At 72.4% G+C, this 25355-nt stretch carries 21 protein-coding genes; 14 read left to right on the top strand and 7 right to left on the bottom strand.

What is annotated here, in order from left to right; all coding sequences use genetic code 11:
• Window positions 1–23 precede the first annotated feature (23 nt).
• The 4 genes from iolC to iolD are packed head-to-tail and all read left to right on the top strand — an operon-like array spanning window position 24 to window position 4528.
• Window positions 24–968 (top strand): 5-dehydro-2-deoxygluconokinase, encoded by a 945-nt coding sequence (iolC, locus tag ACFVDM_RS29875; protein ID WP_383647584.1) that lies wholly within the window; start codon window positions 24–26, stop codon window positions 966–968.
• Window positions 961–1836 (top strand): deoxyribose-phosphate aldolase, encoded by an 876-nt coding sequence (locus ACFVDM_RS29870; RefSeq protein WP_383647346.1) that lies wholly within the window; start codon window positions 961–963, stop codon window positions 1834–1836. Before iolC ends, ACFVDM_RS29870 begins: the two co-directional genes overlap by 8 nt.
• Before the next feature lie 11 nt (window positions 1837–1847).
• Window positions 1848–2675 (top strand): 5-deoxy-glucuronate isomerase, encoded by an 828-nt coding sequence (gene iolB / locus ACFVDM_RS29865; protein ID WP_383647340.1) that lies wholly within the window; start codon window positions 1848–1850, stop codon window positions 2673–2675.
• Complete coding sequence (gene iolD, locus ACFVDM_RS29860) at window positions 2672–4528, top strand: 3D-(3,5/4)-trihydroxycyclohexane-1,2-dione acylhydrolase (decyclizing) (protein WP_383647335.1); 1857 nt, start codon at window positions 2672–2674, stop codon at window positions 4526–4528. The genes iolB and iolD overlap by 4 nt, the downstream gene beginning before the upstream one ends.
• 17 nt (window positions 4529–4545) lie before the next feature.
• Here the strand turns inward: iolD and ACFVDM_RS29855 are convergent, their stop codons facing one another.
• On the bottom strand, window positions 4546–5223 hold the full coding sequence (locus tag ACFVDM_RS29855; protein ID WP_383647581.1) for an HAD family hydrolase: 678 nt from the start codon (window positions 5221–5223) through the stop codon (window positions 4546–4548).
• A gap of 204 nt (window positions 5224–5427) precedes the next feature.
• On the opposite strand from ACFVDM_RS29855, the gene ACFVDM_RS29850 reads away from it, so the two are divergent.
• The 3 genes from ACFVDM_RS29850 (at window position 5428) to ACFVDM_RS29840 (ending at window position 10362) form a co-directional block, all read left to right on the top strand.
• Window positions 5428–8010: a bifunctional FO biosynthesis protein CofGH gene (locus ACFVDM_RS29850; protein WP_383647330.1), complete on the top strand. Its 2583-nt coding sequence runs from the start codon at window positions 5428–5430 to the stop codon at window positions 8008–8010.
• Between the two features lie 158 nt (window positions 8011–8168).
• Window positions 8169–9044, top strand: coding sequence for a hypothetical protein (locus tag ACFVDM_RS29845; RefSeq protein ID WP_383647326.1), 876 nt, complete (start codon window positions 8169–8171; stop codon window positions 9042–9044).
• Window positions 9045–9246: 202 nt separating this feature from the next.
• Window positions 9247–10362 (top strand): ADP-ribosylglycohydrolase family protein, encoded by a 1116-nt coding sequence (locus tag ACFVDM_RS29840; protein ID WP_383647321.1) that lies wholly within the window; start codon window positions 9247–9249, stop codon window positions 10360–10362.
• Window positions 10363–10408: 46 nt separating this feature from the next.
• Here ACFVDM_RS29840 and ACFVDM_RS29835 read toward each other — a convergent pair whose 3' ends face one another.
• Complete coding sequence (locus tag ACFVDM_RS29835; RefSeq protein ID WP_383647318.1) at window positions 10409–11980, bottom strand: sodium:solute symporter family protein; 1572 nt, start codon at window positions 11978–11980, stop codon at window positions 10409–10411.
• A 344-nt stretch (window positions 11981–12324) separates the two neighbouring features.
• A complete protein-coding gene (locus ACFVDM_RS29830) occupies window positions 12325–13107 on the bottom strand; it encodes an SDR family oxidoreductase (protein ID WP_383647314.1) in 783 nt (260 codons plus the stop codon).
• 83 nt (window positions 13108–13190) lie between these two features.
• Between ACFVDM_RS29830 and ACFVDM_RS29825 the strand changes: the two genes are divergently transcribed.
• Window positions 13191–14030 (top strand): hypothetical protein, encoded by an 840-nt coding sequence (locus ACFVDM_RS29825; protein WP_383647311.1) that lies wholly within the window; start codon window positions 13191–13193, stop codon window positions 14028–14030.
• Window positions 14031–14222: 192 nt separating this feature from the next.
• On the opposite strand, the gene ACFVDM_RS29820 is transcribed toward ACFVDM_RS29825, so the two are convergent.
• The 3 genes from ACFVDM_RS29820 to ACFVDM_RS29810 all read right to left on the bottom strand — a co-directional run bounded on the left by ACFVDM_RS29820 (window position 14223) and on the right by ACFVDM_RS29810 (window position 16475).
• Complete coding sequence (locus ACFVDM_RS29820) at window positions 14223–14429, bottom strand: DUF397 domain-containing protein (RefSeq protein WP_383647308.1); 207 nt, start codon at window positions 14427–14429, stop codon at window positions 14223–14225.
• A gap of 244 nt (window positions 14430–14673) precedes the next feature.
• A complete protein-coding gene (locus ACFVDM_RS29815; protein WP_383647305.1) occupies window positions 14674–15543 on the bottom strand; it encodes a helix-turn-helix domain-containing protein in 870 nt (289 codons plus the stop codon).
• 209 nt (window positions 15544–15752) lie between these two features.
• Window positions 15753–16475: a GPP34 family phosphoprotein gene (locus ACFVDM_RS29810; protein WP_383647302.1), complete on the bottom strand. Its 723-nt coding sequence runs from the start codon at window positions 16473–16475 to the stop codon at window positions 15753–15755.
• A gap of 179 nt (window positions 16476–16654) precedes the next feature.
• On the opposite strand from ACFVDM_RS29810, the gene ACFVDM_RS29805 reads away from it, so the two are divergent.
• The 4 genes from ACFVDM_RS29805 to ACFVDM_RS29790 all read left to right on the top strand — a co-directional run bounded on the left by ACFVDM_RS29805 (window position 16655) and on the right by ACFVDM_RS29790 (window position 22227).
• Entirely contained in the window at window positions 16655–19276 is a 2622-nt protein-coding gene (locus tag ACFVDM_RS29805; RefSeq protein WP_383647299.1) for a serine hydrolase, read from the top strand.
• 181 nt (window positions 19277–19457) lie between these two features.
• Window positions 19458–21323, top strand: coding sequence for an MFS transporter (locus ACFVDM_RS29800; RefSeq protein WP_383647296.1), 1866 nt, complete (start codon window positions 19458–19460; stop codon window positions 21321–21323).
• Entirely contained in the window at window positions 21227–21946 is a 720-nt protein-coding gene (locus ACFVDM_RS29795; protein ID WP_383647293.1) for an ATP-binding protein, read from the top strand. Before ACFVDM_RS29800 ends, ACFVDM_RS29795 begins: the two co-directional genes overlap by 97 nt.
• Window positions 21947–22002: 56 nt before the next feature.
• Window positions 22003–22227 (top strand): hypothetical protein, encoded by a 225-nt coding sequence (locus tag ACFVDM_RS29790; RefSeq protein ID WP_383647290.1) that lies wholly within the window; start codon window positions 22003–22005, stop codon window positions 22225–22227.
• A 14-nt stretch (window positions 22228–22241) separates the two neighbouring features.
• On the opposite strand, the gene ACFVDM_RS29785 is transcribed toward ACFVDM_RS29790, so the two are convergent.
• A complete protein-coding gene (locus ACFVDM_RS29785) occupies window positions 22242–23750 on the bottom strand; it encodes a glycosyltransferase family 39 protein (RefSeq protein WP_383647287.1) in 1509 nt (502 codons plus the stop codon).
• 342 nt (window positions 23751–24092) lie between these two features.
• Between ACFVDM_RS29785 and ACFVDM_RS29780 the strand changes: the two genes are divergently transcribed.
• Window positions 24093–24590, top strand: coding sequence for a Pycsar system effector family protein (locus ACFVDM_RS29780; RefSeq protein ID WP_383647284.1), 498 nt, complete (start codon window positions 24093–24095; stop codon window positions 24588–24590).
• A 25-nt stretch (window positions 24591–24615) separates the two neighbouring features.
• Window positions 24616–25341, top strand: coding sequence for a Crp/Fnr family transcriptional regulator (locus ACFVDM_RS29775; protein WP_383647280.1), 726 nt, complete (start codon window positions 24616–24618; stop codon window positions 25339–25341).
• Window positions 25342–25355: the final 14 nt, after the last annotated feature.

The raw sequence follows: 25355 nt of genomic DNA, 5'->3' as shown, positions 1-25355 counted from the left end.
ACGGCGCACCCGAGGTGCTGGTCATGGGCCGGCTCGGCGTGGACCTCTACCCGCTCCAGCAGGGGGTGGGCCTCGCCGACGTCGAGACCTTCGGCAAACACCTGGGCGGCAGCGCGGCCAACGTGGCCGTCGCCGCCGCCCGGCACGGCCGCCGCACCGCCCTGATCAGCCGCACCGGGCAGGACCCCTTCGGTGACTACCTCCGGGCCGAACTGGTCCGGTACGGGGTCGACGCCGCCCGGGTCGCCCCGGTCGCCGGTCCCCCCACGCCCGTCACCTTCTGCGAGGTCTTCCCCCCCGACGACTTCCCGATCTGGTTCTACCGGCCGCCCGGCACCCCGGACCTGCGCATCCGGCCCGAGGACCTGGACCCGGACGAGGTGCGCGCGGCCGGACTGCTGTGGATCACCGGCACCGGACTCTCCGCCGAACCCAGCGCCTCGGCCCACCGCGCCGCCCTGGCGGCACGCGACCGGTCCGGGATCACCGTGCTCGACCTCGACCACCGGCCCGCGCTCTGGCCGTCCCCGCAGGACGCCGGGCCCGCGCTGAGGTCCGCCCTCGCCGGCGTCACCGTCGCCGTCGGCAACCTCGACGAGTGCGAGGCGGCCGTCGGCGAACGGGACCCGGAGGCCGCGGCGGAAGCCCTGCTGGCCGCCGGGGTCGACCTGGCCGTGGTCAAACGAGGACCCGCGGGCGTGCTCGCACGGACCGCGCGGGAGCGGATCGTGGCCGCGCCGCACCCGGTCCGCGTCGTCAACGGCCTCGGAGCGGGCGACGCCTTCGGCGGAGCCCTCTGCCACGGCCTCCTGGCGGGCTGGCCCCTGGAGCGGACCGTCCGCTTCGCCAACGCCGCGGGCGCCTTCGTCGCGGGACGGCTCTTCTGCGCCCCCGACATGCCGACTACTCCACAGGTGGAGGACATGATGGAACACGCCCGGACCCCCGAAGCGGCACCGCATGCGTGACGGAACCCTGCGGACCCTGATGGAGACCCGGGCCCTGCGGCCCGAGGCGATCCCGGAGGCCGCCCGGCAGCGCCGCCGCCGCCCGATGATCGGGCCCTCGGGCCGGCTGATGCTCGTGGCGGCCGACCACCCGGCCCGGGGCGCCCTCGCCGTGCGCGACCGGCCCGACGCCATGGCCAACCGCGCCGACCTCCTCGACCGGCTGCTGACCGCGCTGGAACGCCCGGGTGTGGACGGGGTGCTCGGCACCCCCGACGTCCTGGAGGACCTGCTGCTGCTCGGCGCCCTGGAGAACAAGGTGGTCATCGGGTCGATGAACCGCGGTGGTGTGCCCGGCACCGTCTTCGAGATGGACGACCGGTTCACCGCGTACGACGCGGAGGCCATCGCCGGAATGGGCTTCGACGCGGGGAAGATGCTCCTGCGCATCGACCCGTCCGACTCCGCCACCGCCTCGACCCTGGCCGGCTGCGCGGACGCCGTCTCCTCCCTGGCCGACCACAGGCTCACGGCGCTCGTCGAGCCGTTCTGGGTCAGACGCGGAGCGGACGGCCGTGCGGTCAACGACCTGCGGCCCGAGGCCATGATCCGGGCCCTGGCCATCGCCCAGGGGCTGGGCCGCACCTCCGCCTACACCTGGCTCAAGGTGCCCGTGGTCGACCACATGGAGGCGGTCATGGAGGCGTCGACCCTCCCCGCGCTGCTGCTCGGCGGAGACCCCCCGGGCACCCCCGAGGAGACGTACGCCGCCTGGGAGAAGGCGCTCCGGCTCCCCACCGTGCGCGGCCTGGTCGCGGGCCGCTCGCTGCTCTACCCGCCCGACGACGACGTGGCCGCGGCGGTGGACACCGCCGTCGGCCTGCTGTGAGAGGAGACGCCATGGACGGCCATCAGCCCGCAGGGAGCACCGCGCACGGCCCGTGGACCGTGGACACCGGCATGCGGCACACCGGCCTCAGGGTGCTGGAACTCGCGCCCGGCGGCTCGCAGTCCTTCGCCACCGGGGAACGCGAGGCGGTCGTGGTGCCGCTGACCGGTTCCTGCTCCGTGCGCTGCGGAGCGGAAAGCGCCGAACTGGCGGGGCGCCCCGACGTCTTCGCCGGGGTCAGCGACTTCGCGTACGTGCCCCGGCGCAGCGACGCCGTCGTCAGCAGCGCCGCGGGCGGCCGTTTCGCGGTGGCGAGCGGCACCGCGCGCCGGGACCTGCCGTTCCGCCGCGGACCCGCCGAGGATGTGCCGGTCGAGACGCGCGGCACGGGCTCCTGCCGCCGGCAGGTCAACAACCTGGCGAGCGCGGACGGCTTCGTGTGCGACCGGTTGATCGTGGTGGAGGTCCTCACCCCGGACGGCAACTGGTCCAGCTACCCCCCGCACAAGCACGACGAGCACACGGCCGACGAGTCGGAGCTGGAGGAGATCTACTACTTCGAGATCGGGCGCGACGGCTTCGGCCAGCACCGGCTCGGCGGCAGTCCGCCCGGCCCCGCCGGGGAGACCGCCGAGGTCCGCACCGGAGACGTGGTGCTGGTCCCGCGCGGCTGGCACGGCCCCTCCGCCGCGCTGCCCGGCTACCCGATGTACTACCTCAACGTGATGGCCGGTCCGCACGACGAGCGCGCCTGGCGCATCACCGACGACCCGGCGCACGCCTGGGTCCGCGACACCTGGGCCGCCCCGGCCACCCCGTCCGAGGAAGGAGCGGCATGATCCGCCTCACCGTCGCCCAGGCACTGGTCCGTTTCCTCGTCGCCCAGCACACCGAACGGGATGGCGTCGAACGCCGCCTGTTCGCCGGCTGCTTCGGCATCTTCGGCCACGGCAACGTGGCGGGCCTGGGCCAGGCCCTCTGGGAGAACCGCGACCTGACGTACTACCAGGCACGCAATGAACAGGCCATGGTGCACACCGCCGCCGCCTACGCCCGGATGACCGACCGGCTCTCGACGTTCGCCTGCACCGCCTCCGTCGGGCCCGGGGCCACCAACATGATCACCGCCGCGGCCGGCGCCACCATCAACCGGCTGCCCGTCCTGCTCCTGCCCGGGGACACCTTCGCCACGCGCGTCGCCGAACCGGTGCTCCAGCAGCTGGAGGTGCCCTGGGCGGGCGATGTGAGCGTCAACGACGCCTTCCGGCCCGTCTCCCGGTACTTCGACCGCGTCGTCCGCCCCGAACAGCTCGTCGGCGCCGCCCTGGCGGCCGTGCGCACGCTCACCGATCCGGTGGACACCGGCGCGGTGACCCTCGCGCTGCCCCAGGACGTGCAGGCCGAGGCCCACGACTGGCCGGAGGAGTTCCTGGCCCACCGGGTCTGGCGGATCGACCGGCCGGTCCCGCAGCCCGGGGTGCTCGCGGACGCGGTGCGTCTGATCCGCGCCGCCCGCCGCCCCCTCGTCGTGGCCGGGGGCGGGGTCGTGTACGCGGGCGCCACCGAGGCCCTGGACGCCTTCGCCCGCGCCACCGGAATCCCGGTCTCGGAGACCCAGGCCGGCAAGGGAGCCCTCCGGTACGGCCACCCCTGCGCCGTCGGCGCCGTCGGCCACACCGGTACGACGGCGGCCGACGCGCTGGCCCGGGAGGCCGATCTGGTGATCGGCATCGGCACCCGCTACAGCGACTTCACGACCGCCTCGCACACCCAGTTCGCCGACCCCGGCGTCCGTTTCCTCAACATCAACGTCGCCCGGCCGGACGCCGTCAAACACGCCGGACTGGCGATGGTCGCGGACGCCCGGACCGCGCTGGAGGCGCTGACCGACGCACTCGCGGACTGGGAGGTCCCCCCGGAGCGCCGCGCCCGGACGGCCGCCCTCGTGCGCGACTGGGACGCCGTCGTGGACGCCGCCCACCACCGGGGGCACACGCCGAAACCCGCGCAGACCGAGGTGGTCGGCGCGGTCAACGAGGCGGCGGGCGAGGACGGTGTGGTGATCTGCGCCGCCGGATCGCTCCCCGGCGACCTGCACCGGCTCTGGCGACCGGCCGATCCGAAGCAGTACCACGTCGAGTACGGGTACTCCTGCATGGGCTACGAGATCGCCGGCGGCCTCGGGGTGAAGCTCGCCGCCCCGGAGCGCGAGGTCTTCGTCCTGGTGGGCGACGGTTCCTACCTGATGATGGCTCAGGAACTGCTGACGGCCGTCTCCGAAGGGATCAAACTCGTCGTCGTCCTGGTCCAGAACCACGGCTTCGCCTCGATCGGCGCGCTCTCCGAGACCGTGGGAGCACCCCGCTTCGGCACCTGGTACCGCTACCGCGACACGGAGACCGGGGCGTTGGACGGCGAACGGCTGCCCGTCGATCTGGCGGCCAACGCGGCGAGCCTGGGCGCGGACGTGCTGCGGGTGACCACGGTCGGCGAACTCCGGGGCGCCCTCCGCGATGCCAGGGCCTCCGACCGGAGCACGGTGATCCACATCGAGACGGACCCGCTGGCACCCTCCCCGTCCTCCGGGGCGTGGTGGGACGTGCCGGTCGCCGAGGTCTCGGACGCGCCGGAGACCGTGGCGGCCCGGGAGGCGTACGCGAAGGCCAAGTCGGACCAGCGGCCGTATCTCTGAGGGGGAGCGGCCGGCCCTCAGACCGCCCGCAGTGCCCGGGGCCCTTCAGGATCGGGGCGGTCGCCCACGAGGGCGGGCAGGTCGGTGAGCGCGGTGATCCGGAAGTCCGCGCTCTCCCGCACGTCGGGGTGGTCCGCCCACCAGTGGCCGTACGGGCCCCGGCGCAGATGGGCGGCGAGCAGGCCGCAGGAGCGGGCCGGGAACAGGTCGTCCGCCGGGTGGTCGCCCACGTACAGCGTCGCGGAGGGGGCGGCGCCGGACACCTCCAGGACGCGGGCGAAGAACTCCGGGTCCGGTTTGGTCACGCCCCATTCCTCCGACGTGACGACGAGGTCCGCGGGGAGGTCGAGGGCGCGCAGCAGGTCCCCCGCGCGGGCCGTGCCGTTGGCCGCGACGACCACGCGCACGCCCAGCGAACGGAGTTCGGCCAGGGCCGGGCGGACGTCGGGGTAGAGGTCGGACTCGTCCAGATACTCACCGCGACCGGCCGCCGCCCTGGCCCGTGCCGCCTCCGCGACGTCCATCCCGGGGCGCAGCAGCCCCAGCGCGTCTGCGCCGTCCCCGCCCCGGACGACCGAGGCCCCGACGAGGGCGCTCAGCGTGTGCGGGGGGACGCCGAGCCAGTCGGCCCAGGACGCCCAGTAGCGGTCGTCGCGGACGAGGGTCTCACCGATGTCGAAGACGATCGTTTCCATCACCGGACCGACCCTACGGCGCCGCCGCCGCCGAACGGCCGAGGCGCCAGGGGGCGTGGTGGCGCGCGAGCCGTACGGCGGAGGGCGCGCGACGGGCCCCGGCGACGCGCGGGGCCGCACCTCCGAGGCCCGGGGCCGGGCCCCTGTGACCAGGGGGGACATCCGGCCCGTCAGCGGCCGGCCACCCGCTCGTATGCTCGGTTCATGACCGATCCCCAGCCCGGACGTCCCACGACCAACTCCATGCGACGTGCCCTCAAGCGCGCCAGAGACGGTGTCGCCCTCGATGTGGCCGAGGCCGCCGTCCTCCTCCAGGCGCGCGGCGACGACCTGACGGATCTCACCGCGTCGGCCGCCCGGGTCCGCGACGCGGGCCTCGAAGCGGCGGGCCGGCCCGGCGTCATCACGTACTCCCGCAAGGTCTTCATCCCCCTGACCCGGCTCTGCCGCGACACGTGCCACTACTGCACCTTCGTCACCGTCCCCGGCAAGCTGCGGCGTGCGGGGCACGGGATGTTCCTGTCGCCCGACGAGGTCCTGGACATCGCGCGCCAGGGCGCGGCGACGGGATGCAAGGAAGCGCTGTTCACGCTCGGGGACCGGCCGGAGGACCGCTGGCCGGAGGCGCGGGAGTGGCTGGAGGCCGAGGGGTACGACGACACCCTCGCGTACGTACGGGCCATGGCGATCCGGGTGCTGGAGGAGACCGGACTGCTGCCGCACCTCAACCCCGGGGTGCTGACCTGGACCGACCTCCAGCGGCTGAAGCCCGTCGCCCCGTCCATGGGGATGATGCTGGAGACCACGGCGACCCGGCTCTGGTCCGAGCAGGGCGGGCCGCACTACGGCTCACCGGACAAGGAGCCCGCCGTACGGCTGCGGGTGCTGGAGGACGCGGGGCGGTCCAACGTCCCGTTCACCACCGGCATCCTCATCGGGATCGGCGAGACGTACGAGGAGCGCGCCGACTCCCTCTTCGAGCTGCGCCGCACCGCCCGCGCCTACCACGGCATCCAGGAAGTCATCGTCCAGAACTTCCGCGCCAAGCCGGACACCGCGATGCGGGCCATGCCGGACGCGGAGCTGGAGGAACTGGCCGCCGCCATCGCCGTGGCCCGGCACATCCTCGGCCCGTCCGCCCGCATCCAGGCCCCGCCGAACCTGGTCGACTCCGAGTACGCGCTGATCGTCGGCGCCGGCATCGACGACTGGGGCGGGGTCTCGCCGCTCACCCCGGACCATGTGAACCCCGAACGCCCCTGGCCGCACATCGACGAACTCGCGGCCCGTACCGCGGAGTCCGGCTTCGCGCTGCGGGAACGCCTCACGATCTACCCGGAGTTCATCCAGCGGGGCGAGCCGTGGCTCGACCCCCGCCTCCTCCCGCACGTCCGCGCCCTCGCCGACCCGGAGACCGGGCTCGCGAAGGAGGGGGCGATCCCGGCCGGGCTGCCGTGGCAGGAGCCGGACGAGGAGTTCGGCGCGTCCGGCCGCACCGATCTGCACCGCACCATCGACACCGAGGGCCGCACCGGCGACCGCCGCGAGGACTTCGACGAGGTGTACGGGGACTGGGAGGCGCTGCGCGAGGCCGCGGCGCCCGGAATGGTGCCGTCCAGGATCGACGGCGACGTCAGGGCCGCGCTGAGCCGGGCCGCCGACGACCCGACCCGGCTCACGGACGACCAGGCGCTCACCCTGCTCCACGCGGACGGGCCGGCGCTGGACGAGCTGTGCCGGATCGCGGACACGCTGCGCCGTGACGTGGTCGGCGACGACGTCACGTACATCGTCACGCGCAACATCAACTTCACCAACGTCTGCTACACCGGCTGCCGCTTCTGCGCCTTCGCCCAGCGGCGCACCGACGCCGACGCGTACACCCTCTCCCTGGACCAGGTCGCGGACCGGGCCGCGCAGGCGTGGGACGTCGGCGCGGTCGAGGTCTGCATGCAGGGCGGCATCCACCCGGACCTGCCCGGCACCGCGTACTTCGACATCGCGCGGGCGGTGAAGGAGCGCGTCCCCGGCATCCACGTCCACGCGTTCTCCCCGATGGAGGTCGTCAACGGGGCCACCCGCACCGGACTGTCGATCCGCGACTGGCTGCTCGCCGCCAAGGAGGCCGGGCTCGGCTCGATCCCCGGAACGGCCGCGGAGATCCTGGACGACGAGGTCCGCTGGGTCCTCACCAAGGGCAAACTCCCCACGGCCACCTGGCTGGAAGTCGTCAGGACCGCCCACGAGGTGGGGCTGCGCTCCTCGTCCACGATGATGTACGGGCATGTCGACCAGCCCCGCCACTGGCTCGGCCATCTGCGCACCCTGGCGGCGCTCCAGCAGGAGACCGGTGGCTTCACGGAGTTCGTGACGCTCCCCTTCATCCACACCAACGCCCCCGTCTACCTCGCGGGCATCGCCCGCCCCGGCCCCACCGACCGCGACAACCGCGCCGTCACCGCCATGGCCCGCCTTCTCCTCCACCCCCACATCACCAACATCCAGACCAGCTGGGTGAAGCTCGGCACCGAGGGCGCCGCCGAGATGCTCCGCTCGGGCGCCAACGACCTGGGCGGCACCCTCATGGAGGAGACCATCTCCCGTATGGCCGGCTCCGGTTACGGCTCCTACCGCTCCGTCCAGGACCTCGTCGCCATCGCCGACCTCGCCGGCCGCCCGGCGAAGCCCCGGACGACCCTCTACGGCGAGGTCCCCGAGGAACGCGTCGCGGCGGCAACGGCCTCCGACGGCCACCTCCCCGAACTCCTCCCGGTGCTCCCGCAGTAGCGGCCGCGCCCCTTCCCGTTCGCCGCCTCCTTCACTCACCCGGGTGAAGGAGGCGGCGAACGACCGTGGCGCGACAGGCTCCGGCATATGCTCCCGGCATGAACCGGCCCGGGGCGCGCAGGACGCGCCCCGGGGCTCGATCCGCCGGAGGAATCCGCATGGTCAGCTCGCCCCACGAGGCGATGCACCGCATCTTCCAGGAGTACCCGGGACTCTTCTCCCGCGTCTCCGAGTTACTGGGCCTCACCCTCGCCGCCCCCACGACCGTCTCGGTCATACCGACCGACCTCACCGAGAACCGCCCCTTGGAACGGCGCGTGGACACACTGCTGCGGTTCGACGCGAAGGGCGGTGAGTCCTTCCTCCTGGCCGTCGAGGCGCAGGGGAAGAGGGACGACGACAAGCCCGCGAGCTGGGCGTACTACCTCTCGTACCTGTACACGAAGTACCGGACCCCGCCGCTCCTCCTGGTCGTCTGCCAGGACCGGAGAACCGCCGAGTGGGCCTCCCGGGCCGTGCCCATCGGCCCCCGCCCGTGGCCGGCCCTCACCCTGCGCCCCCTGGTCGCCGGCCCGCACAACATGCCGGTGATCACCGACGTCGCCGAGGCCCGCAAGGACCTCGTCCTGACCACGCTGGCCGCGATCACCCACGCGGCCGATCCGGACATCGGTGCCATACTGAAGACGCTCTCGACCGCTCTGCGAGACACCCCCGAAGTCATCGCCGATCCCCTCGTCGAACTCACCGCACAGGGCCTGGGCACCCGCCCGGCCGCGCAACAGTGGAGGAACCTGGTGGCCGTGGACCTCTCCTTCTACAAGTCCGCCCTCTCCGAGGAGATCCGGGACGAGGGCCGCTCGGAAGGCATCGCCCAGAGCATCCTGCTCTTCCTCGCCCACAACGGCGTCGACGTCCCCGACGCGGCCCGCGAGCGGATCACCGGCTGCGCCGATATCGACACCCTCAACCGCTGGCTCCTGCGGGCGCCGACGGCCATGTCCGTCGAGGACGTCTTCGGCGGGGAGGGGTAGGGGGAAAGACGGGCGTACGCGCGGGACGGCCTCCCCCGCACCCCGTCAAACGCGACCCCGGGGACGTCCGCCCACATTCCTACGCGTACCCGCTCCGCCCCCCGACCGGGCGTCCCTGTTCGATTACAGTGCTGCGCAGCCGGCGCGCGGTAGATGTGCGCGCGGCGGACGTCCACGGAACCGGCCGACGGGGAGGCGCACGGTGGGCTCAGCGGGTGCGGCCGTCTGGGGGCGTGCGGAGCAGCAGGACTTCCGCAGCCGGGTACGCGGGACGCTGCTCGGCGGCGCGGTCGGGGACGCGCTCGGGGCGGCGGTCGGCGGGCTGACGCTGGAGGAGATACGGGAGGCCCACGGGCCGGACGCCGTGAGCGACTTCGTCCCCGTGCACGGGGGGCGGGGATCGGTCACCGCGGTCACCCAGCTCACCCTGTTCACCGTCGACGGGCTGATCCGCGCCCAGGTCCGCCGCGACACCGGGGCCTGGCATCCGCCGACCGATGTGCACCAGGCCCATCTGCGCTGGGCGGCCACCCAGCACGACTGGGGGCCCGACGAGCGGCGCACGGAGAACGGCTGGCTGGCCGGGCAGGAGTGGCTGTACAGCCGGCGCGCGCCCACCCGGGAGTGCCTGAACGGCTTCGGCGACACCGTCATGGGCACCCTGGACCAGCCCAAGCACCCCGCCGCCCACGACTCCGCCGCGCTGACCCGGTCCGCGCCCTTCGGGCTGCTCGTCGGCTGGGAGGCGCAGCTCGTGCTGCAACTGGCCGTGGAGTGCGCGGCCCAGACCCACGGGCACCCCACCGCGCTGCTCGCCTCCGGGGCCCTCGCCGTCATCGTGCACGGGCTGGCCCGGGGCGAGACCCTCGACGGTTCGGTGCAGCACGCGCTCGGGCTGCTCGCCGAGCGGCCCGGCCACGAGCCCGTCACCGGGGCGCTCCAGCAGGCCCTGGGCCTGGTGCGCCAGGGCATCCCCGGCCCCGCGCTCATCGAGTCGCTGGGCACCGAGGACTCCGCCGAGACGGTCCTGGCCATCGCGGTGTACTGCGCGCTCGTCGGCGAGGACGTCCGGCACGGGCTGCGCCTCGCGGTGAACCACGGCGGACCGTCCTCCGCCACGGCGTCCCTGTGCGGGGCGCTGCTCGGGGCCCTCCACGGCGAGACCGCCCTGCCGCCGGCCTGGCTGGCCGAACTGGAGGGACGCCCCACCCTTCTGGAGCTCGCCGACGACTTCGCGATGGAGATGACCCAGGGGGCCGCCCTGCACGGTCCGTCCGCCGCCGCCCCGGGCTGGCTGGCCCGCTACCCGCGCGGCTGAGCGGGGTACGCGCGACGGGGCGGGCCCGTACGCGTACCCCCGACGCTCAGTCCTTCACCGCGCGCGCCGTCTCCGCCGCGTCCGGGCCGCCCTGGGCCGGGACGGCGGCCGCGCCGGTGGGTCCGTCGCCGTCCGCGTTGATCCGCTCGATGATCGCGTCGCGCTCCGGGGTGTCCTCCGGCTTGATCAGGCCGACCACGATGTAGAGGACCAGCGAGATCGCCAGCGGCAGCGCCACCTGGTACTGGAGCGCCACATCCGTCTTCACCGAACCGTCCAGTTCGTAGTTGGTGAAGTAGAAGGCCAGCAGACCGGCCGCCCAGCTGGTGAGGGCCGCCGTCGGGCCGGACTTCCGGAAGCTGCGGAGCAGCCCCAGCATGAACGGGATCGCGATCGGGCCCATGAGCCCGGCGACCCACTTGATGACGACCGAGATGATGTCCTTGAACGTCGGCGAGTTGATCTGGGTCGCCAGTGCCATGGACAGGCCCAGGAAGCCGAGCGTCGACAGCCGCGCGGCCAGCAGCCCGGCGCGGTCGCTCCAGGTGCGGGCGGCCTTGGAGAAGACCGGCGCGATGTCGCGGGTGAAGACCGCGGAGATGGCGTTGGCGTCCGAGGAGCACATCGCCATCGTGTGCGAGAAGAAGCCGACGACGACCAGGCCCAGCAGCCCGTGCGGCAGCAGCTGTTCGGTCATCAGGGCGTAGCTGTCGGAGGCGTCCGGCTTCTGCGCGTCGACCAGCAGCGGGGCGCACCACATCGGGAAGAACAGGACCGTCGGCCAGACCAGCCACAGCACGGCGGAGAGCCGCGCGGAACGGGTCGCGGAGGCGGCGCTGTCCGTGGCCATGTAGCGCTGGGCCTGGTTCCACATGCCGCCGTTGTACTCGAAGGTCTTGATGAACAGGTACGCCAGCAGGAAGGTCGTGGTGTACGGGCCGGCCGTCGGGTTGGCGTGGCCCTCGGGCAGCTTGTCCCAGACCGTCCACAGGGTGCTGAAGCCGTCGAGCTCGCTCATCGCGGTGACGAGCATCGCCAGACCGGCGAGCAGCTGGATGACGAACTGGCCCAGTTCGGTGAGCGCGTCCGCCCACAGCCCGCCGACCGTGCAGTAGACGGCGGTGATGAGGCCGGTGATGAAGATGCCCTGGGTGAGCGTGATGCCGGTGAAGACGGAGAGCAGGGTGGCGATGGCCGCCCACTTGGCGCCGACGTCCACGATCTTCAGCAGCAGACCGGACCAGGCGAGGGCCTGCTGGGTCGGCACGTTGTAGCGGTTCTTGAGGTATTCGAGCGGTGAGGCGACGGCCAGCCGCGAGCGGAGCCGGTTGAGCCGGGGTGCGAAGAGCTGGGCGCCGATCCCGATGCCGATGGCGATCGGCAGCGACCACGTCACGAACGAGGTGACGCCGTACTGGTACGCGATGCCGGCGTAGCCGGTGAACATGACCGCGCTGTAGCCGGACATGTGGTGCGAGATGCCGGACAGCCACCACGGCATCCTGCCGCCCGCGGTGAAGAAGTCGCTGACGTTGTCGACTCGCTTGTGGGACCAGAGCCCGATCGCGATCATCACGCCGAAGTAGCCGATGAGCACGACCCAGTCGAGACTGTTCATGTGTCCCCTCCTGGGGTCCGCCTTGTGAACGGGTACGCACTTCGTCAGTACGACCGCTCAGCGGGGCCCCCGTGCGGGAGCGGGGACATCGGGGATTGAACCGTCTGTCCGGGGCCTCGGTCAAGAGACCTCTCGGTCAGAGATGTGAACGACGATCAGTAAGGCGAACGATTTTACTCGTTCTTGACCTTCGGGGGCGTTGTCGTGAACGTGACGGCGGCCACACGATGAGCGGGCACTTCGTCAGGCCGCCCGAGTACGCCGATGACACAGAGAAGACCGCACGGGATGCGGGTCCCGTGCGGCCGAGAAGGAGGAGAGGCGCTGTTGTCCGAACCCCGGGGTCAGCGCATCAGCTCACCGGCGTTGACCAGCAGGGACTGCCCGGTGATCGCCCGCGCCCGGTCGGAGGCCAGGAAGACGACGGCCTCCGCCACATCCCCGTCCGTGGCCAGCTCCGGAAGCGCCGTGCGCTCCGTCAGCCTCCCCAGCACCTCGGCCTCGGGCACACCCTCCGTGTGCGCGGTGAACCGGACGAACGCCTCCACCGGCGGTCCCCACATCCACCCCGGCAGCACCGTGTTCACCCGGATCCGGTGCGGGCCGAACTCCTGGGCCATCGAGTACACCGCCGAGGTCAGCGCCCCCTTGGATGCCGCGTACGCCGCCTGACGCACCTGCGTCGGCGCGGCCACGGCCGACTGTGTCCCGATCACGACGACCGAACCGCCCCGCTCCTTGAGCGCCGGCAGACAGGCCCGGGTCATCCGCAGGGTGCCGAGGAGGTTCACATCCACGACCCCCTTCCAGGTGTCCAGGTCCGCGTCCTCGACGCCCCCGAAGTAGGAGTCCCAGGCCGCCACATGGACCACCGCGTCGATCCGCCCGAAGCGCTCGACCGCCAGGGCCGCCAGCGCCTCGCAGCGGTCCGCGTCCGTGATGTCGGTCGCCCGGTACGCGGTGTGGCGTCCCGAAGGGTCGATCTCCGCCGCCGACTTCGCCAGGTGCGCCTCGGTGCGCGCCCCCAGGACCGCGTTGCCGCCGTCCCGGACGACCGCCGCCGCGATCTGATGGCCGAGTCCGGCGCCGACCCCCGACACGACGACGGTCTTCCCCGTGAGCAACATCGGTGCCTCCCGGCTCTGGCAGTTCTTCTGACGGGGCGTCAGAGTAGGTCCCTCCGGCGGAGGACGGAAGGGGAGCGAACGGCATGGGCGAAGGAACACGCAGCGACACGTACGCCGAGCTGGCCGCACTGGGGCCGTACGGGGTGCACCCCGGGCACGCGCTGATCACCCTGGTGGAACCGCATCCGGGCCACGAGTACGCGTACAACCGCTGGTACGAGGACGACCACTACTACGCGGGCGCGATGGCGATGCCCTGGATGTCGGCCGGGCGCCGCTGGGTGGCCACCCGCGACCTCCAGGAGCTGCGCTACCCGGCCACGTCCGCGATCGCACAGCCGGTCGGGGCCGGCTGCTATCTGTCCACGTACTGGGTGACGGACGGCCGTTACGACGACCACATGAAGTGGACCGTCGCCATCAACAAGCGGCTGAACCGGGACGGGCGGGTCTACCAGGACCGCACCCATGTCTTCACCTCGTTCCAGGACCACGAGGCGACCGTCTACCGCGACGGGGCCGCCGGGCCCCGCGACTACCACGCGCTCGACCACCCGTACCAGGGGCTGGTCCTGGAGGTGATCGACGCGGAAGGGCCCGAGCAGCGGACGGCGCTGCTGGAGTGGCTGCGCTCCCGGCATCTGCCGAAGCGGCTGCACGGCTCACCCGCCGCGATGGTCACCGTCTTCCGCCCGACCCCGCTGCCGGGGGACCGGATGACCTATGTGAAGCAGGTCGAGGGCGTCGACACCCGGCTGACCCTGCTCTGGTTCCTCCAGGAGGACCCGAGGGCGTGCTGGGCGGAGCACTTCACGGGGCTCGACACGGCGGTGGCGGAAGGGGGGCTGGGAAGAGTGGAGCTGGTCGCGCCGTTCGTCCCGACCGTGCCGGGCACGGACCGGTACGTGGATCAACTGCGCTGACCCCGGCCGGTGTGCGTCAGCCGCGCTGACTCCGGCCGGTGTGTGGATCAGTCGTGCCGACTTCGGTCACCTGCGGGGCGACCGGGCCCCGGACGACGCGGGAAGCCCCCTCGGCCAGGACGGCGGGCCGGACGAGAGGGCTGCCGGCAGCACTGAGATCAGTGCGGCGTCGTTTCTTCGGACACGCATCGGTCAGGCGTCGACGGCGTCCTTGGCGACGTCGCGCACGAACGCGTTCCAGCTGCCGGGAACGAAGGTGAGCGAGGGGCCCTCGGGCGCCTTCGAGTCACGCACGGCGATGGCCTGCACAAGGGGGGACCTGACTTCGACGCAGGCGCCGTTGCCCCCGGAATAGGACGACTTCGTCCAGTTGTCCGTAGCACCCTGACGAATAGCCATGTTCACTCCGGTTCGAAGAGTTGGTGTGAGCGCCAGCGGAATTCCGTTGGCGTGATCGACGCTACTCGCCAAGCTCCGCGAGTGAAGGGGCCGTTCACTCGACCGGATGGTATGCACCAGGCAACTCTTCCGCTGCGAGGTGGCGACGGTGTACCGTGCCGTCGCCTCACTCGTCACATCACTTCAATCCGCGCATACCCGGACGTTGGGGGCCGATCGGTTTACCCGGCCGCCCGGCAGGAAATCACTCCGCGTCCTCGCGGGTGTACTCCTTCGCGATGCCGTCGATGAAATCCCGTGTCTGTTCCACATTCAGCGACTGGGCGCGCAGGTGCTCGTACATGACGCTGTACCGCTGGACGTCGTTGCCCTTTTCCAGGTACAGGTCGCTGGTGACGCCCTCGATATAGACGACGCTGGAATCCGCGGCGTCCGGGAATTCGAGAATGGCGTACTGCCCGTTGATGCCCGGGTGCGCTCCCATGGCGAACGGCAGCACCTGGACCGTCACATGCGGCAGGTGCGACAGCTCCACCAGGTGTTCCAGCTGCTCGATCATCACCTGCCGGCCGCCGACCCGGCGGCGCAGCGCGGACTCGTCGATGACCGCCCAGAGCCGCAGCGGGGTCTCGGGCGCGCTGATCCGGTCCTGGCGGCGCAGCCGGACGCTGACGCGCTTGTCGATGTCGGACTGCGGCGCCTCCGGCAGCGCGCCCTTGATCACGGCCTCGGCGTAACTCCGGGTCTGCAGCAGGCCCGGCACGACCTGCGGTTCGTACACCCGCAGCGAGTCGGCGTCGGTCTCCAGACCGATGTAGACGCTGTACGGGATGTCACCGAAGGCGTGCCACCAGCCCTGCTGGCGGGAGTCCTTGGCCATCTGCATGAGCGAGTCGACGACGCGGTGGTCCGAGACCTCGTACACCCCGCAGAGGTCGCGGACGTCCCGCTGGCTGATCGAGCGGCGGCCGTTCTCCAGGCGGCTGATCTTGGACTGCGAGACGAGCAGGCGCTCGGCGACCTCCTCGGCTGTCATGCCCTTGATCTCGCGCAGTCTGCGCAGTTCCTGACCCAGCCGACGTCGCCGGACGGTGGGATTGACGTTGGACGGCACGGAAACGGCACCTCCGCTGTGTAGCTGTGCGTATCTACTGCTGAGCAGATTGCCACCCCCGGCCCCGGCCGCGCTGGGAAACGGCCACACACAGCGGCGCGGGGCAGCCGGTGGTACTGGCTGCCCCGCGCTTGGTGCGGCTCCCGAACCGGGTCTTTGGGGACGACGGTGCGGCGGTGTACGCGTGGTGCTGACGGTGCGTTACGGCCTCAGTGGACCGCGGTGTGGGCCATGCTGTCGCGGCGTGACTGCGACTGGACTTGCTGTTGCAACGGAACACCGGCCGCCTGGTTGCGGCGCGGCTGGGCCACCGCCCCGTTCTGGACGTCCATGACGGCGTGCGCCACGAGACCGCCCATCGGGTCGTGCCGGATCAGGTCCCGGAGCCGGGAGCGCGAGGAGCGCCCCTCGTTCCCGGGGTACAGGTGCTTGCCGAGTCCGACCGCGTGGGCCAGCGCGGCGAGCGCCGCGGTCCGCGGGTCCGGCGGTACACCGGTGCGGATCGCACTGTCCAGCCGGGCTCTGATGTCCCGGCTGATCGCCGTGTCCGTCGCCTGGTAGCGAGTCGTCGGCAGCACTCCGCACATCTGGCCCGCCACGGCATGCACCATGCCGCACCGCTCCAGATGAGCGAGGTAAATCTGGCGGAGCCCCAGCCGGGGTCCGCCGATCCAGTGGACGGCCCGGACCGGGCTGCCGCGCCTGCGCAGCAGTTCCAGTGCGGAGTCCAGAGTCGGATCTCCTGTCGGCCGTGGCATCACCACGGCGATACGATCCCCATCAGGGGCTATCCGTCCTGCCAGAGCCAGCTCTACTAGCTGCGCCCCGGCAAGGCCGAGGTCGAGCGACTGCGGCTGCGCTGTGGTACCCGTGGCCGGGTCCAGAGCGAGCAGCAGAAGCTCCTCCGGAATTGTTCTGCGGCTCCTGCCCATCCATGCCTCCCCGCGTGGATGAATGACAGGGTGACCCCTCTCACATCTGTCTGTCGAGAGTGCCTGGGCGCTATGTACGGGAACCAGTAGGTATGTCGTTCTCGTCTAGCAGCTCGCACAGGGGTTCACACGGGACACTGGTAGATGGTTCGGACAGCGCGGGGATGTCCCCGCGCCGCATGGAGGAGGCATCGGTGGCGGGCGAGTCCCCCGACAAGTCGGAGCAGCAGAAGTCGTCGGGAACGACTCGGAGCGAGGCCGATCCGCGTCTTGCCGTCTTCCGTGAACCGGCCTCTCCGGTGGAGACCGGAGAACGCCCGGACACGGCCACGGCCGTCTTCCGCGCCCCGAGCCGGGACGAGCTGGACGGCCGGGAGGAGTCCGGGGCCTCCGAGCCTTCAGACTCCTCCGAGACCCCGGCGGCCTCCGCGGCCTCCGCGACTTCCTCGACTTCCGAGGAGACGGACGCCGACGGGGTCCCCGATGGTTCCGACGCGGCCGTGACGGCCCCCGAGGGGCCGGTGGACGCCACGGACCGCCCCGAAGGCGAGCGTGGGGCGGCGGAGGGTGCGGCCGGGGGTTCTGGGAGCCCTGAGGGCGCTGAGCGCTCCGAGGACGCTGAGAGCGCTGCCAAGGGCGCTGAGGGCGGCGGTGAGGGCCCCGAGGACCCGGAGGCCTCTGAGGCCCCGGAGGCGTCCGACGGTCCGGCAGCGGCCGAGGACGGTGACGCGCGGCTGCGTGCGGCCGTCGCGGCGTGGGTGTCTAAGGACGGGGACGAGGGCGACGAGGACGAGGTCCGGGCCGAGGCTCGGGCCGAGGCTCGGGCCGAGGGTGGATCCGAAGCCGGTGACGCCCCCGAGGCGGCGGCCGAGGACGAGCCCGAGGCGACGTCCGAGGTGAAGTCCGAGGCGACGTCCGAGCCCGAGGCCAAGGCCGATGGTGAGCCGGAGCCGGAGCCGGAGCCGGAGAACAAGCCCGAGGTCGAGCCCGAAGGCTCCGACACCGACACCGACACCGACACCGACGCGGACCCCGAGCCCCGCATCCCCCGTACCCGCGAAGAGTCCGCCGAGAAGTCCGCCGAAGCCGAAAGCGCTCCGGGGAAGCCCGCGGACAAGGCGTCCGCGGAGAAGGCGTCTGCCCAGTCGGAGCCCGCAGGGTCGGAAGCCGCCGAGTCGGCGGACGCCGAGGACAAGACGGGGATCGACCAGGCGACGGCGGTGTTCAAGACGCCCCGGCTGCCCCGGGTCGACCAGCCGACGACGGCGCTGAAGATCACCCCGCCGCCGGTCAAGCGGCAGCCCGCGGCCGAGCCGGCCGAGGGCGACGGTGCGCCGGCGGACTCGGCGGCGGCCGAGCGGACCAGCCGGTTCGTCCCGCTGCGCTCCGACGACGTACGGCCGGCCCCCGCCCCCCGTACCCCCGAGGTCCCGGCTCCCGGGCCCGGTGCCGGGCAGCAGCCGCCCGCCGCCTCGCTCAGCGGCGCCGAGCGGACCCGGCAGCAGCCGATGCCGCCGCGTCCCCCGCTGGACCTGCTGGCCGAGCTGACGAACACCCCGCCGCCGCCGGAGACCCCGGTGCGGACGGCCGTGCGCCGGGTCAAGATCTGGACCCCGCTGGTCCTCCTGCTGCTGCTGGTGTTTGCGATCGTGCAGATGGTGCGCCCGCTGCCGGAGCCGGTGCTGACGATGACGGCGGAGCCGTCGTACACGTTCGGGGGCGGTGACCTGAAGCTGCCGTGGCCCGAGCAGGGGCAGTCGGCCGTCACCGTGGACGGGGTCGGCACGATGGGCTCGGCGGGGGCGCAGAAGCCGGCGCCGATCGCGAGCGTCGCCAAGATCATGACGGCGTACGTGGTGCTGAAGGGGCACCCCCTCACCGGCAAGGAGGAGGGCGAGCAGATCACCGTCGACCAGCAGGCGGAGGACGAGTCCAAGCTGGGCGACGAGTCGACCGCGCCGATCAGCAAGGGCCAGCAGTTCTCCGAGAAGGAGCTGCTCCAGCTGCTGATGATCCCCTCGGGCAACAACGCCGCCCGGCTCTTCGCCCGCTGGGACTCCTCCGAGACCGAGTTCGTGGCGAAGATGAACGCCGCGGCCAAGGAGCTCGGCATGACCCGCACCACGTACACGGACCCGAGCGGTCTGAAGAAGACGACCGTGTCCACCGCGGACGACCAGCTGAAGCTGGCGAAGGCCGTCATGCAGAACGAGGTGTTCCGGGAGATCGTCGACACCCCGCAGATCAAGATCGACGGCATCGACACGACGATCTACAACAACAACACGATCCTGCTGGAGCCCGGCGTCAGCGGCATCAAGACCGGTTCCTCCACCCCGGCCGGCGGCAACCTGGTCTGGTCGGCCAACACGGTCGTGGACGGCAAGAAGCTCTGGATCTACGGCGCGGTCATGGGGCAGCAGGCGGGCACCGGGCAGCCGTACGACAGCCTGGTCATGTCCCTGAACAACAGCCTCAAGCTGATCAAGGAGGCGCAGAAGGCGGTGGTCTCCGCCAAGGTCGTCAAGAAGGGCGATGTCGTCGGCTACGTGGACGACGGCTTCGGCGGCCGGACCCCGCTGGTCGCCACCGCCGACCTGAAGGCGAAGGGCTGGCAGGGGCTCCGGATCGAACTGTCCGTGACGGACGGCGGCAAGGAGATCTCGCGCAGCATGAAGGCGGGGACGAAGGTCGGCGTGGTGACCGTGGGGACCGGCACCGGCCGGGTCAGCGCCCCGGTCGCGCTCCAGCAGGATCTGAAGGACCCGACCTTCGGCCAGAAGCTGAGCCGCCTCGGCTGATACCGCGGCAGCCCCCGGGGTGCGAGGCACTTCACGGGCCCTTTCCGGGCAGCGTGAGTGCGGTGCGTGCTAGCGTCCCGGGGGCAACGCGTGGACCCTGGAACGCGTCTTTTGGCCCATGAGACCCGAACGGGAAAGCCGGCGGTTGCGACGCGTCCGGGGAGGGACGGGGAGAATCGCAGTGACCACTGCCGAGCCGACGCGGGCGGACAGCACGCCCTCCGGGCAGTCCGAGGACGCCGTGGCAGCCGCCTCCGGGGCGGGGACCGCCACCGGGCCCGAGCCGTCCGGGGCGTCGAATCGTTCCTCCGGGGCGCGGGCGCTCTACGGGAGCGTCAAGGAGCGCTGTCTCGGCCACCCGGTCCTCTTCACGACCGCCGTCGCGGCGGTCGCGCATCTGATCTGGTTCCTGTTCTTCGCCAACAGCGGCGGTGACATCGCGGCCCAGGACGCCTGGGCGGAGTTCGTCGGCCGCCATCCGGGCACGGCGTACAACCTGGCCTGGTACGGGGGCATGCACCCCGTCTCGTACAGCGTGGTCTCGCCGTATCTGATGTCGCTGCTCGGCGTCCGTACGACGATGATGATCGCCGGAACGGTCTCCGCCGGGCTGACCTCGCTGATCCTGTACCGGGTGAAGGCGGTCCGCAATCCGCTGGCCTGCTCGATGGCCGGTGTCTTCGCGTATCTGTGCAACGCGCTGTCGGGGCGGGTGACGTTCGGGCTCGGCATGATGTTCGCCGTCGGCGCGGCGGCCGCCGTCTTCTGCTGGCCGTACAGGTGGCGCTACAAGCGCTGGGCGAAGGCGGCCGTGGCCGCCCCGCTCGCCGCGCTCGCCACGGCGGGCAGCCCGGTCGCCGGGCTGTTCCTCGGTGTGGTCGCCGCGGCCCTGTTCCTGAACAAGCGGCGCCCCGGCGCGTACGCACTCGGCCTGGCCCCGGTCGTGGTCGTGGCGCTCTCGGCCTGGCTCTTCCCCTTCTCCGGCACCCAGCCGATGTCGGTCGCGACGCTCTCCGGGCCGTTCGTCTTCTCCGTGCTGGTCTTCCTCCTCGTGCCCGAGGACTGGAAGACGGTGCGGACGGCGGCGGCCGTGTACGGGATCGGCACGCTGCTCACGTACATCGTGGACTCGCAGATCGGCTCGAACGTCTCGCGGATGGCGATGCTCTTCGCCGGGGTGGTGCTGCTCGCCGCGCTGCCGTACGTCGCACCGCGCTCGCGGAAGTGGTACGCGCTGGTCCTCGCGTTCGCCGGGCTGAACTTCTGGATCGGCTTCAAGGGCATCGACGACATCGTCCGCACGGCCCCCACCGCGTCCTGGGCCCGCGAGCTGGCCCCGCTCGTCGACCAGCTCCAGCGGGTGGGCGCCGACCGGGGACGCGTCGAGGTCGTCCCGGCCAGCAGCCACCGCGAGGCCGCCGCGATGCTGCCCTACGTCAACCTGGCCCGCGGCTGGAACCGCCAGGCCGACATGGAGCGCAACCCGCTCTTCTACGACGACACCCTGGACGCGGTCAACTACCGGCAGTGGCTCGACCGCTGGGCCGTGCACTACGTGGTGCTGCCCAAGGGCGACCCGGACTCCAGCGGGGCGGTCCAGGAGGCGGAGCTGGTCGCCAAGGGGCAGCCCTATCTCAAGGCGATCTGGTCGGACGCCAACTGGCGGCTCTTCGCCGTCGACAGCCCGGTCCCGATGGCCGACCCGCCGGCCACCGTGGACGAGGCGGGCGCCGGGGAGCTGACCATCCACGTGAAGAAGGCGGGCCGGGTGCTGATCCGGATCCCGTACTCGCGCTGGCTGGCCCTCGTCGACGCCGACGGCAAGAGCCTGGAGCGGCCGAGGGAGACCGAGGCGTCCAAGAAGCGGCCCGACAAGGACAACACCCCCAGGTCCTTCGTCAACGAGAACGGCTGCCTGAACAAGCTGGACGAGGACGAGCACGGCGACGAGTGGACGGAGCTCCTGGCCCCGCACGCCGGTGTCTACCGCCTGGGCGCGCCGTACCAGCTGTCGCCCGGCACGCCCTGCCCGGAGGAGCTGCGCTGAACCCGGCCTGGCGCAATACGACGCACGACTGGGCGGCGGCGGTCGACCGCGACCATCTGGCGGGCATCCGCCGCGACCCGGCCGCCTTCGCCCCCTCGGGCCCCGGGCACCTGGTCCTGGAGGTCCTCGCCTACGCGGCCGACGAGGCGGAGTGCACCGGCGGGGGACGTGCCCGCGTCACCCTGTACGCCGACGGTTCGGTGGCCGTGGCGGACGACGGCCGGGGCACCGACACCCGCCGCGACGCGGACGGCCGGATCGTGAAGAAGCCCGTCATGGCCACGAAGGACCTCCGCTTCTTCGACACCCCCGGCGCGCAGACCCTGCCGGACGGCCACCCGCGCCGGGGCATGTCCGTCGTCGCGGCCCTCAGCGAGCACCTCGTCCACACCAACCGCCGTCTCGGCGGCGCGTGGACCCAGCGGTACGCGTACGGCGTGCCCGAGACCGGCCTGGACCCGGTCGCCGACGACGGCACCACGGGCACCCTGGTCCACTACCGCCCGGCCGCCCCGCTGCGGGACGCGGCGGGCCCCACGGCCGCCGACCTGGCGGACTGGACGGCCGGCTGGCCGTGGCTGACCGTGGAGGTGGACGACCGCCGGGGACCGCGGACCCGGTGAACCTGCGGTCGCACAGGACCGTGTGTTCCGACGCAGAGAGGGAGGGCGGTCGGGGGATGCCGGCACCTTCGGGATTCAGTTACGAGACGCGCGCGGACGGCACGGTGGTCATCACCCACCGCGACCGCAAGGCCACGACGCTGCGCGGGGACCGGGCGGCGAAGTTCACGGCCGAGGTCGAGTCCGGGGACGCCCAGGCCGTGATGGCCCGCTGGACGGGCGCGTACAAGTTCGGCAACGAGCGCACGGCCCGCAACCACCCCCGCAACCGGGGGCGCTGAGCCTCCGGCCGCCGTCAGCCGCCGCGCCGTTCGTACACCGTGACCGTGCGCCCGCGCGCCGTCGTCTGCGCGCGGCGTACGAAACGGTCCTCCAGGACGCGCCGCTTGGCGCGGTCGCGGGCGGTGGGGGCGGTCGGCGGTCCCGCGTCGCTGACGACCACGATCCGCCGGGCGGACAGCATGGCCCCGGCGATCCGCTCCGGCCCGGCCTCGACCCCGTTCAGCGTGCCCGATTCCAGCGGGCCCCGGGCCAGCGCCAGATCCCGGAGCCCGGTGAATCCGGTGGGCGAGACGAGGGCGGTGTCGCGGCGCGCGGAGGGGATGTACAGCACCGCGTCGCCCGGCTCGCTCACGGCGGCCACGTGCGCCGCCGTCACCAGGACGTCGTCGATCCGTCCGTCCGCGCCGCGCAGCGAGAGCTGGACCGGGAGCAGGCCGAGGAAGGCGAGACCGGCGACGGCGGCGACGGTGCGGTGCGGCGGTGTCCGCAGCCGGTGCGTCAGGGCGTGGCAGGCACCGCCGATGAGCAGGGCGAGCCCGAGATGGCCGAAGAGCACGTACCGGGTGAGGTAGACGGGGCGGAGGAGCGAGCCGGCGAGCAGGACGAGCGGGGGCAGGACGAGGAGAGGGAGGGCGAGGCGGGAGAGGGACAGGTGGGGGAGCCGTGGGCGGTGCGGGTGGGGGCGGCCAAGGGTGGGCGGACGCCCCGTTCCGCTTGCTGGGCCCGCCGGCCCGCGCGCAGCCTTCGTTGCCGTCCGGGCACAGACCGCGCCCCCGGCGAAGGTCAGCAGCAGCACCAGGAGGGTGCCGGGACCGGCCGGGCGTATCCAGTCGACCTGGGCGGTCTGCCCGGCGCTGGCGGCGATCAGCGGCAGGGTCCCGGCGACGGCGGCGCCCGAGGCGGCGGCCCAGCGGAGCACGGTGGCGCGCGGCGGGCGGACGAGGGCGAGGGTGCCCGCGTGGGCGGTGAGGACGAGGAGCGCGAACCAGTTGAGCAGGGCGGCCAGGAGGACCGCGGCCCCGTACGCCGTCCAGCGCCCCGCCGCCCCGGGCCGGTCGAGGGCGCGGACGAACAGCAGGCAGGAGAGCGCGGAGAAGGCCATGACCAGGGCATACGGCCGCCCCTCCTGCGCGTATTCCTGGACCGCCGGTAACAGGCAGAAGGCCAGTCCGGCGGCGAGCCCGGTGACGGTGCCGCCGGTCAGCCGGGTGCCGAGCACCGCGACGAGGGCGGCGGCGCCCGACATGGCCAGGACGGACGGCAGCCGCAGCGCGACGAGGCTGTCGCCGAAGAGCGCGAACACGCCGTGCATGAACAGGTAGTACAGCCCGTGGACGACGTCCGCGTGCTCCAGCAGCCGGCAGAGCTCCGGCACCGACCGGTGCGCCGCCTGCCAGGTCGCCGCCTCGTCCCGCCACATGCTCGTGTCGTGCGTGAGGCCCCACAGTCCCAGCAGCAGTCCGAACACGGCAGGACAGACGGGGACGGCCGCACCGGCCGGAACCAACTTCACTCTGGGCATGACGAAGAACCCGACCGGGGTGAGAGGGCGAGGGGAACGCGTCTCACGCTAGGCGGGGCCCGGGGAGGGGTCGTCCCCGTAGCAGGCGACCGGGAACGTCCGACGGGGGAACGACACGGACGGTTGCTCCCCCGGGGGATGTAGTACGTGAGGCGGGGCGGTGCGTCCGTCACACCGCGCGCCACGCCGGCACCGCACGTCGGACCCGCGGATGGGACACCACAAACGTGGAGGACCAGATTGTGAAGGCAGACGGATGGGTAACGTCCTCCTGCGTCGGCCCGGCGCCACGTCCGCCAGCCACGGGGAAGGGTGCGTCCAGTGTCCGAGGGGGAGCCGGTGATGCGGGAGGAAGCGACCAAGACCGCATGGCAGGTGCATTCTGTACTTGCCGAGTGGACCCGCACGGTGGACGCCAAGGCGTCCTTCGCCCTGGCCATGGAGTCCGCGGCTCTCGCGGGTGTGGCCGCGCTGTCCGGCTCGGAGAACCGGCTCGGCAGTGTCTCGGGTGTTTTGCCGAAGACGATCCTGTGGGTCGGCCTGGCACTGCTCGCCCTCTCCGCGGTGCTGGCGGTCCTCGCCGTTCTGCCCCGCCACAACCATGCGGGCCGCGTACGCTCGGAACACGTCGACGACTTCATCTTCTACGGCCACTTACGGCACTGGAGCGCGGAGGAGCTCGCCGACCGCCTCGGCCGGCACGCCCCCTTGCCCGCGCTGACCCGTCAGTTGGTCGACATGAGTCGCATCGTGTGGACCAAACAGCGGTTCGTACGGCAGTCACTGCTCGCCGCGGTGGGCGGCTGTGTGCTGATAGCGGTCGCGGGCCTCACCGGCTGATGGCGAGGTGAGCGGAAAGGCAGGGATGACCGCGGATTTGCGAGGGAGCGGCCCGTTCGGACACGAGTCCGGCCGACCACCGTTCTGGAACCTGCTGGACGCCGCAGCCCAGCGGACACTTCGCGAGGCGGGCAAGGCGACCACGTTCGCCGCCCGGGAACACCTGCTGCGACAGGACGAGTTCAGCGATCATCTCCTCGTCCTAGGGCGGGGTTGCGTCAAGGTCACCACGGTGGCCGCCGCCGGATACCAGGCGGTGCTGGCCCTGCGAGGGCCCGGCGATCTGCTGGGCGAACAGGCCGGGCTTGACGGGGGGCCCAGATCCGCGACGCTCACCGCCCTCGTTCCGGTCCAGGCGCTGGTGATACGCGCCGAGGCATTCCGGGCGGCCGCCCACGATCATCCGGTGATCACGAGCTCCGTCCGTCAGGTGCTCTCCGCCCGCCTACGGGACGCCGACCAGCAGCGCACGCTGGTCGGCGCCGACTCGCTTGCCGCGCGCCTGGCAGGCCTGCTGCTCGATCTTGTGGCCCGTCACGGCCGACGAAACGCCTCAGGAGTCGTGGACATCGGTCTACCGCTCTCCCAGGACGATTTCGCCGGCCTGGTACTCGGCTCCCGCCGAACGGTCAGCCGGGTCCTGGAACAATGGCGGGCCGAGGGCTGGGTGACGACCGGGCGCACTCAGGTGACCGTCCACAACGCGGACGCGCTGAAGCGGGTGCGGGAGGGCGGCCCGGCAGCGAGGTGAGCGCGGCTCGGGCA

It is taken from the genome of Streptomyces sp. NPDC057682, assembly GCF_042799575.1.
GTDB lineage: Bacteria > Actinomycetota > Actinomycetes > Streptomycetales > Streptomycetaceae > Streptomyces.
The sequence above is the reverse complement of the archived record's forward strand: the minus strand, read 5'-3'. Positions and strand labels throughout refer to the sequence as shown.

What these genes read in the sequence shown, in the direction of transcription:
- iolC (WP_383647584.1), top strand. Translation starts at nt 24, where the DNA reads ATGGGCCGGCTCGGCGTGGACCTCTACCCGCTCCAGCAGGGGGTGGGC.
- ACFVDM_RS29870 (WP_383647346.1), top strand. Translation starts at nt 961, where the DNA reads ATGCGTGACGGAACCCTGCGGACCCTGATGGAGACCCGGGCCCTGCGG.
- iolB (WP_383647340.1), top strand. Translation starts at nt 1,848, where the DNA reads ATGGACGGCCATCAGCCCGCAGGGAGCACCGCGCACGGCCCGTGGACC.
- iolD (WP_383647335.1), top strand. Translation starts at nt 2,672, where the DNA reads ATGATCCGCCTCACCGTCGCCCAGGCACTGGTCCGTTTCCTCGTCGCC.
- ACFVDM_RS29855 (WP_383647581.1), bottom strand. Translation starts at nt 5,223, where the DNA reads ATGGAAACGATCGTCTTCGACATCGGTGAGACCCTCGTCCGCGACGAC.
- ACFVDM_RS29850 (WP_383647330.1), top strand. Translation starts at nt 5,428, where the DNA reads ATGACCGATCCCCAGCCCGGACGTCCCACGACCAACTCCATGCGACGT.
- ACFVDM_RS29845 (WP_383647326.1), top strand. Translation starts at nt 8,169, where the DNA reads ATGGTCAGCTCGCCCCACGAGGCGATGCACCGCATCTTCCAGGAGTAC.
- ACFVDM_RS29835 (WP_383647318.1), bottom strand. Translation starts at nt 11,980, where the DNA reads ATGAACAGTCTCGACTGGGTCGTGCTCATCGGCTACTTCGGCGTGATG.
- ACFVDM_RS29830 (WP_383647314.1), bottom strand. Translation starts at nt 13,107, where the DNA reads ATGTTGCTCACGGGGAAGACCGTCGTCGTGTCGGGGGTCGGCGCCGGA.
- ACFVDM_RS29825 (WP_383647311.1), top strand. Translation starts at nt 13,191, where the DNA reads ATGGGCGAAGGAACACGCAGCGACACGTACGCCGAGCTGGCCGCACTG.
- ACFVDM_RS29820 (WP_383647308.1), bottom strand. Translation starts at nt 14,429, where the DNA reads ATGGCTATTCGTCAGGGTGCTACGGACAACTGGACGAAGTCGTCCTAT.
- ACFVDM_RS29810 (WP_383647302.1), bottom strand. Translation starts at nt 16,475, where the DNA reads ATGGGCAGGAGCCGCAGAACAATTCCGGAGGAGCTTCTGCTGCTCGCT.
- ACFVDM_RS29805 (WP_383647299.1), top strand. Translation starts at nt 16,655, where the DNA reads ATGGAGGAGGCATCGGTGGCGGGCGAGTCCCCCGACAAGTCGGAGCAG.
- ACFVDM_RS29790 (WP_383647290.1), top strand. Translation starts at nt 22,003, where the DNA reads ATGCCGGCACCTTCGGGATTCAGTTACGAGACGCGCGCGGACGGCACG.
- ACFVDM_RS29785 (WP_383647287.1), bottom strand. Translation starts at nt 23,750, where the DNA reads ATGCCCAGAGTGAAGTTGGTTCCGGCCGGTGCGGCCGTCCCCGTCTGT.
- ACFVDM_RS29780 (WP_383647284.1), top strand. Translation starts at nt 24,093, where the DNA reads ATGCGGGAGGAAGCGACCAAGACCGCATGGCAGGTGCATTCTGTACTT.
- ACFVDM_RS29775 (WP_383647280.1), top strand. Translation starts at nt 24,616, where the DNA reads ATGACCGCGGATTTGCGAGGGAGCGGCCCGTTCGGACACGAGTCCGGC.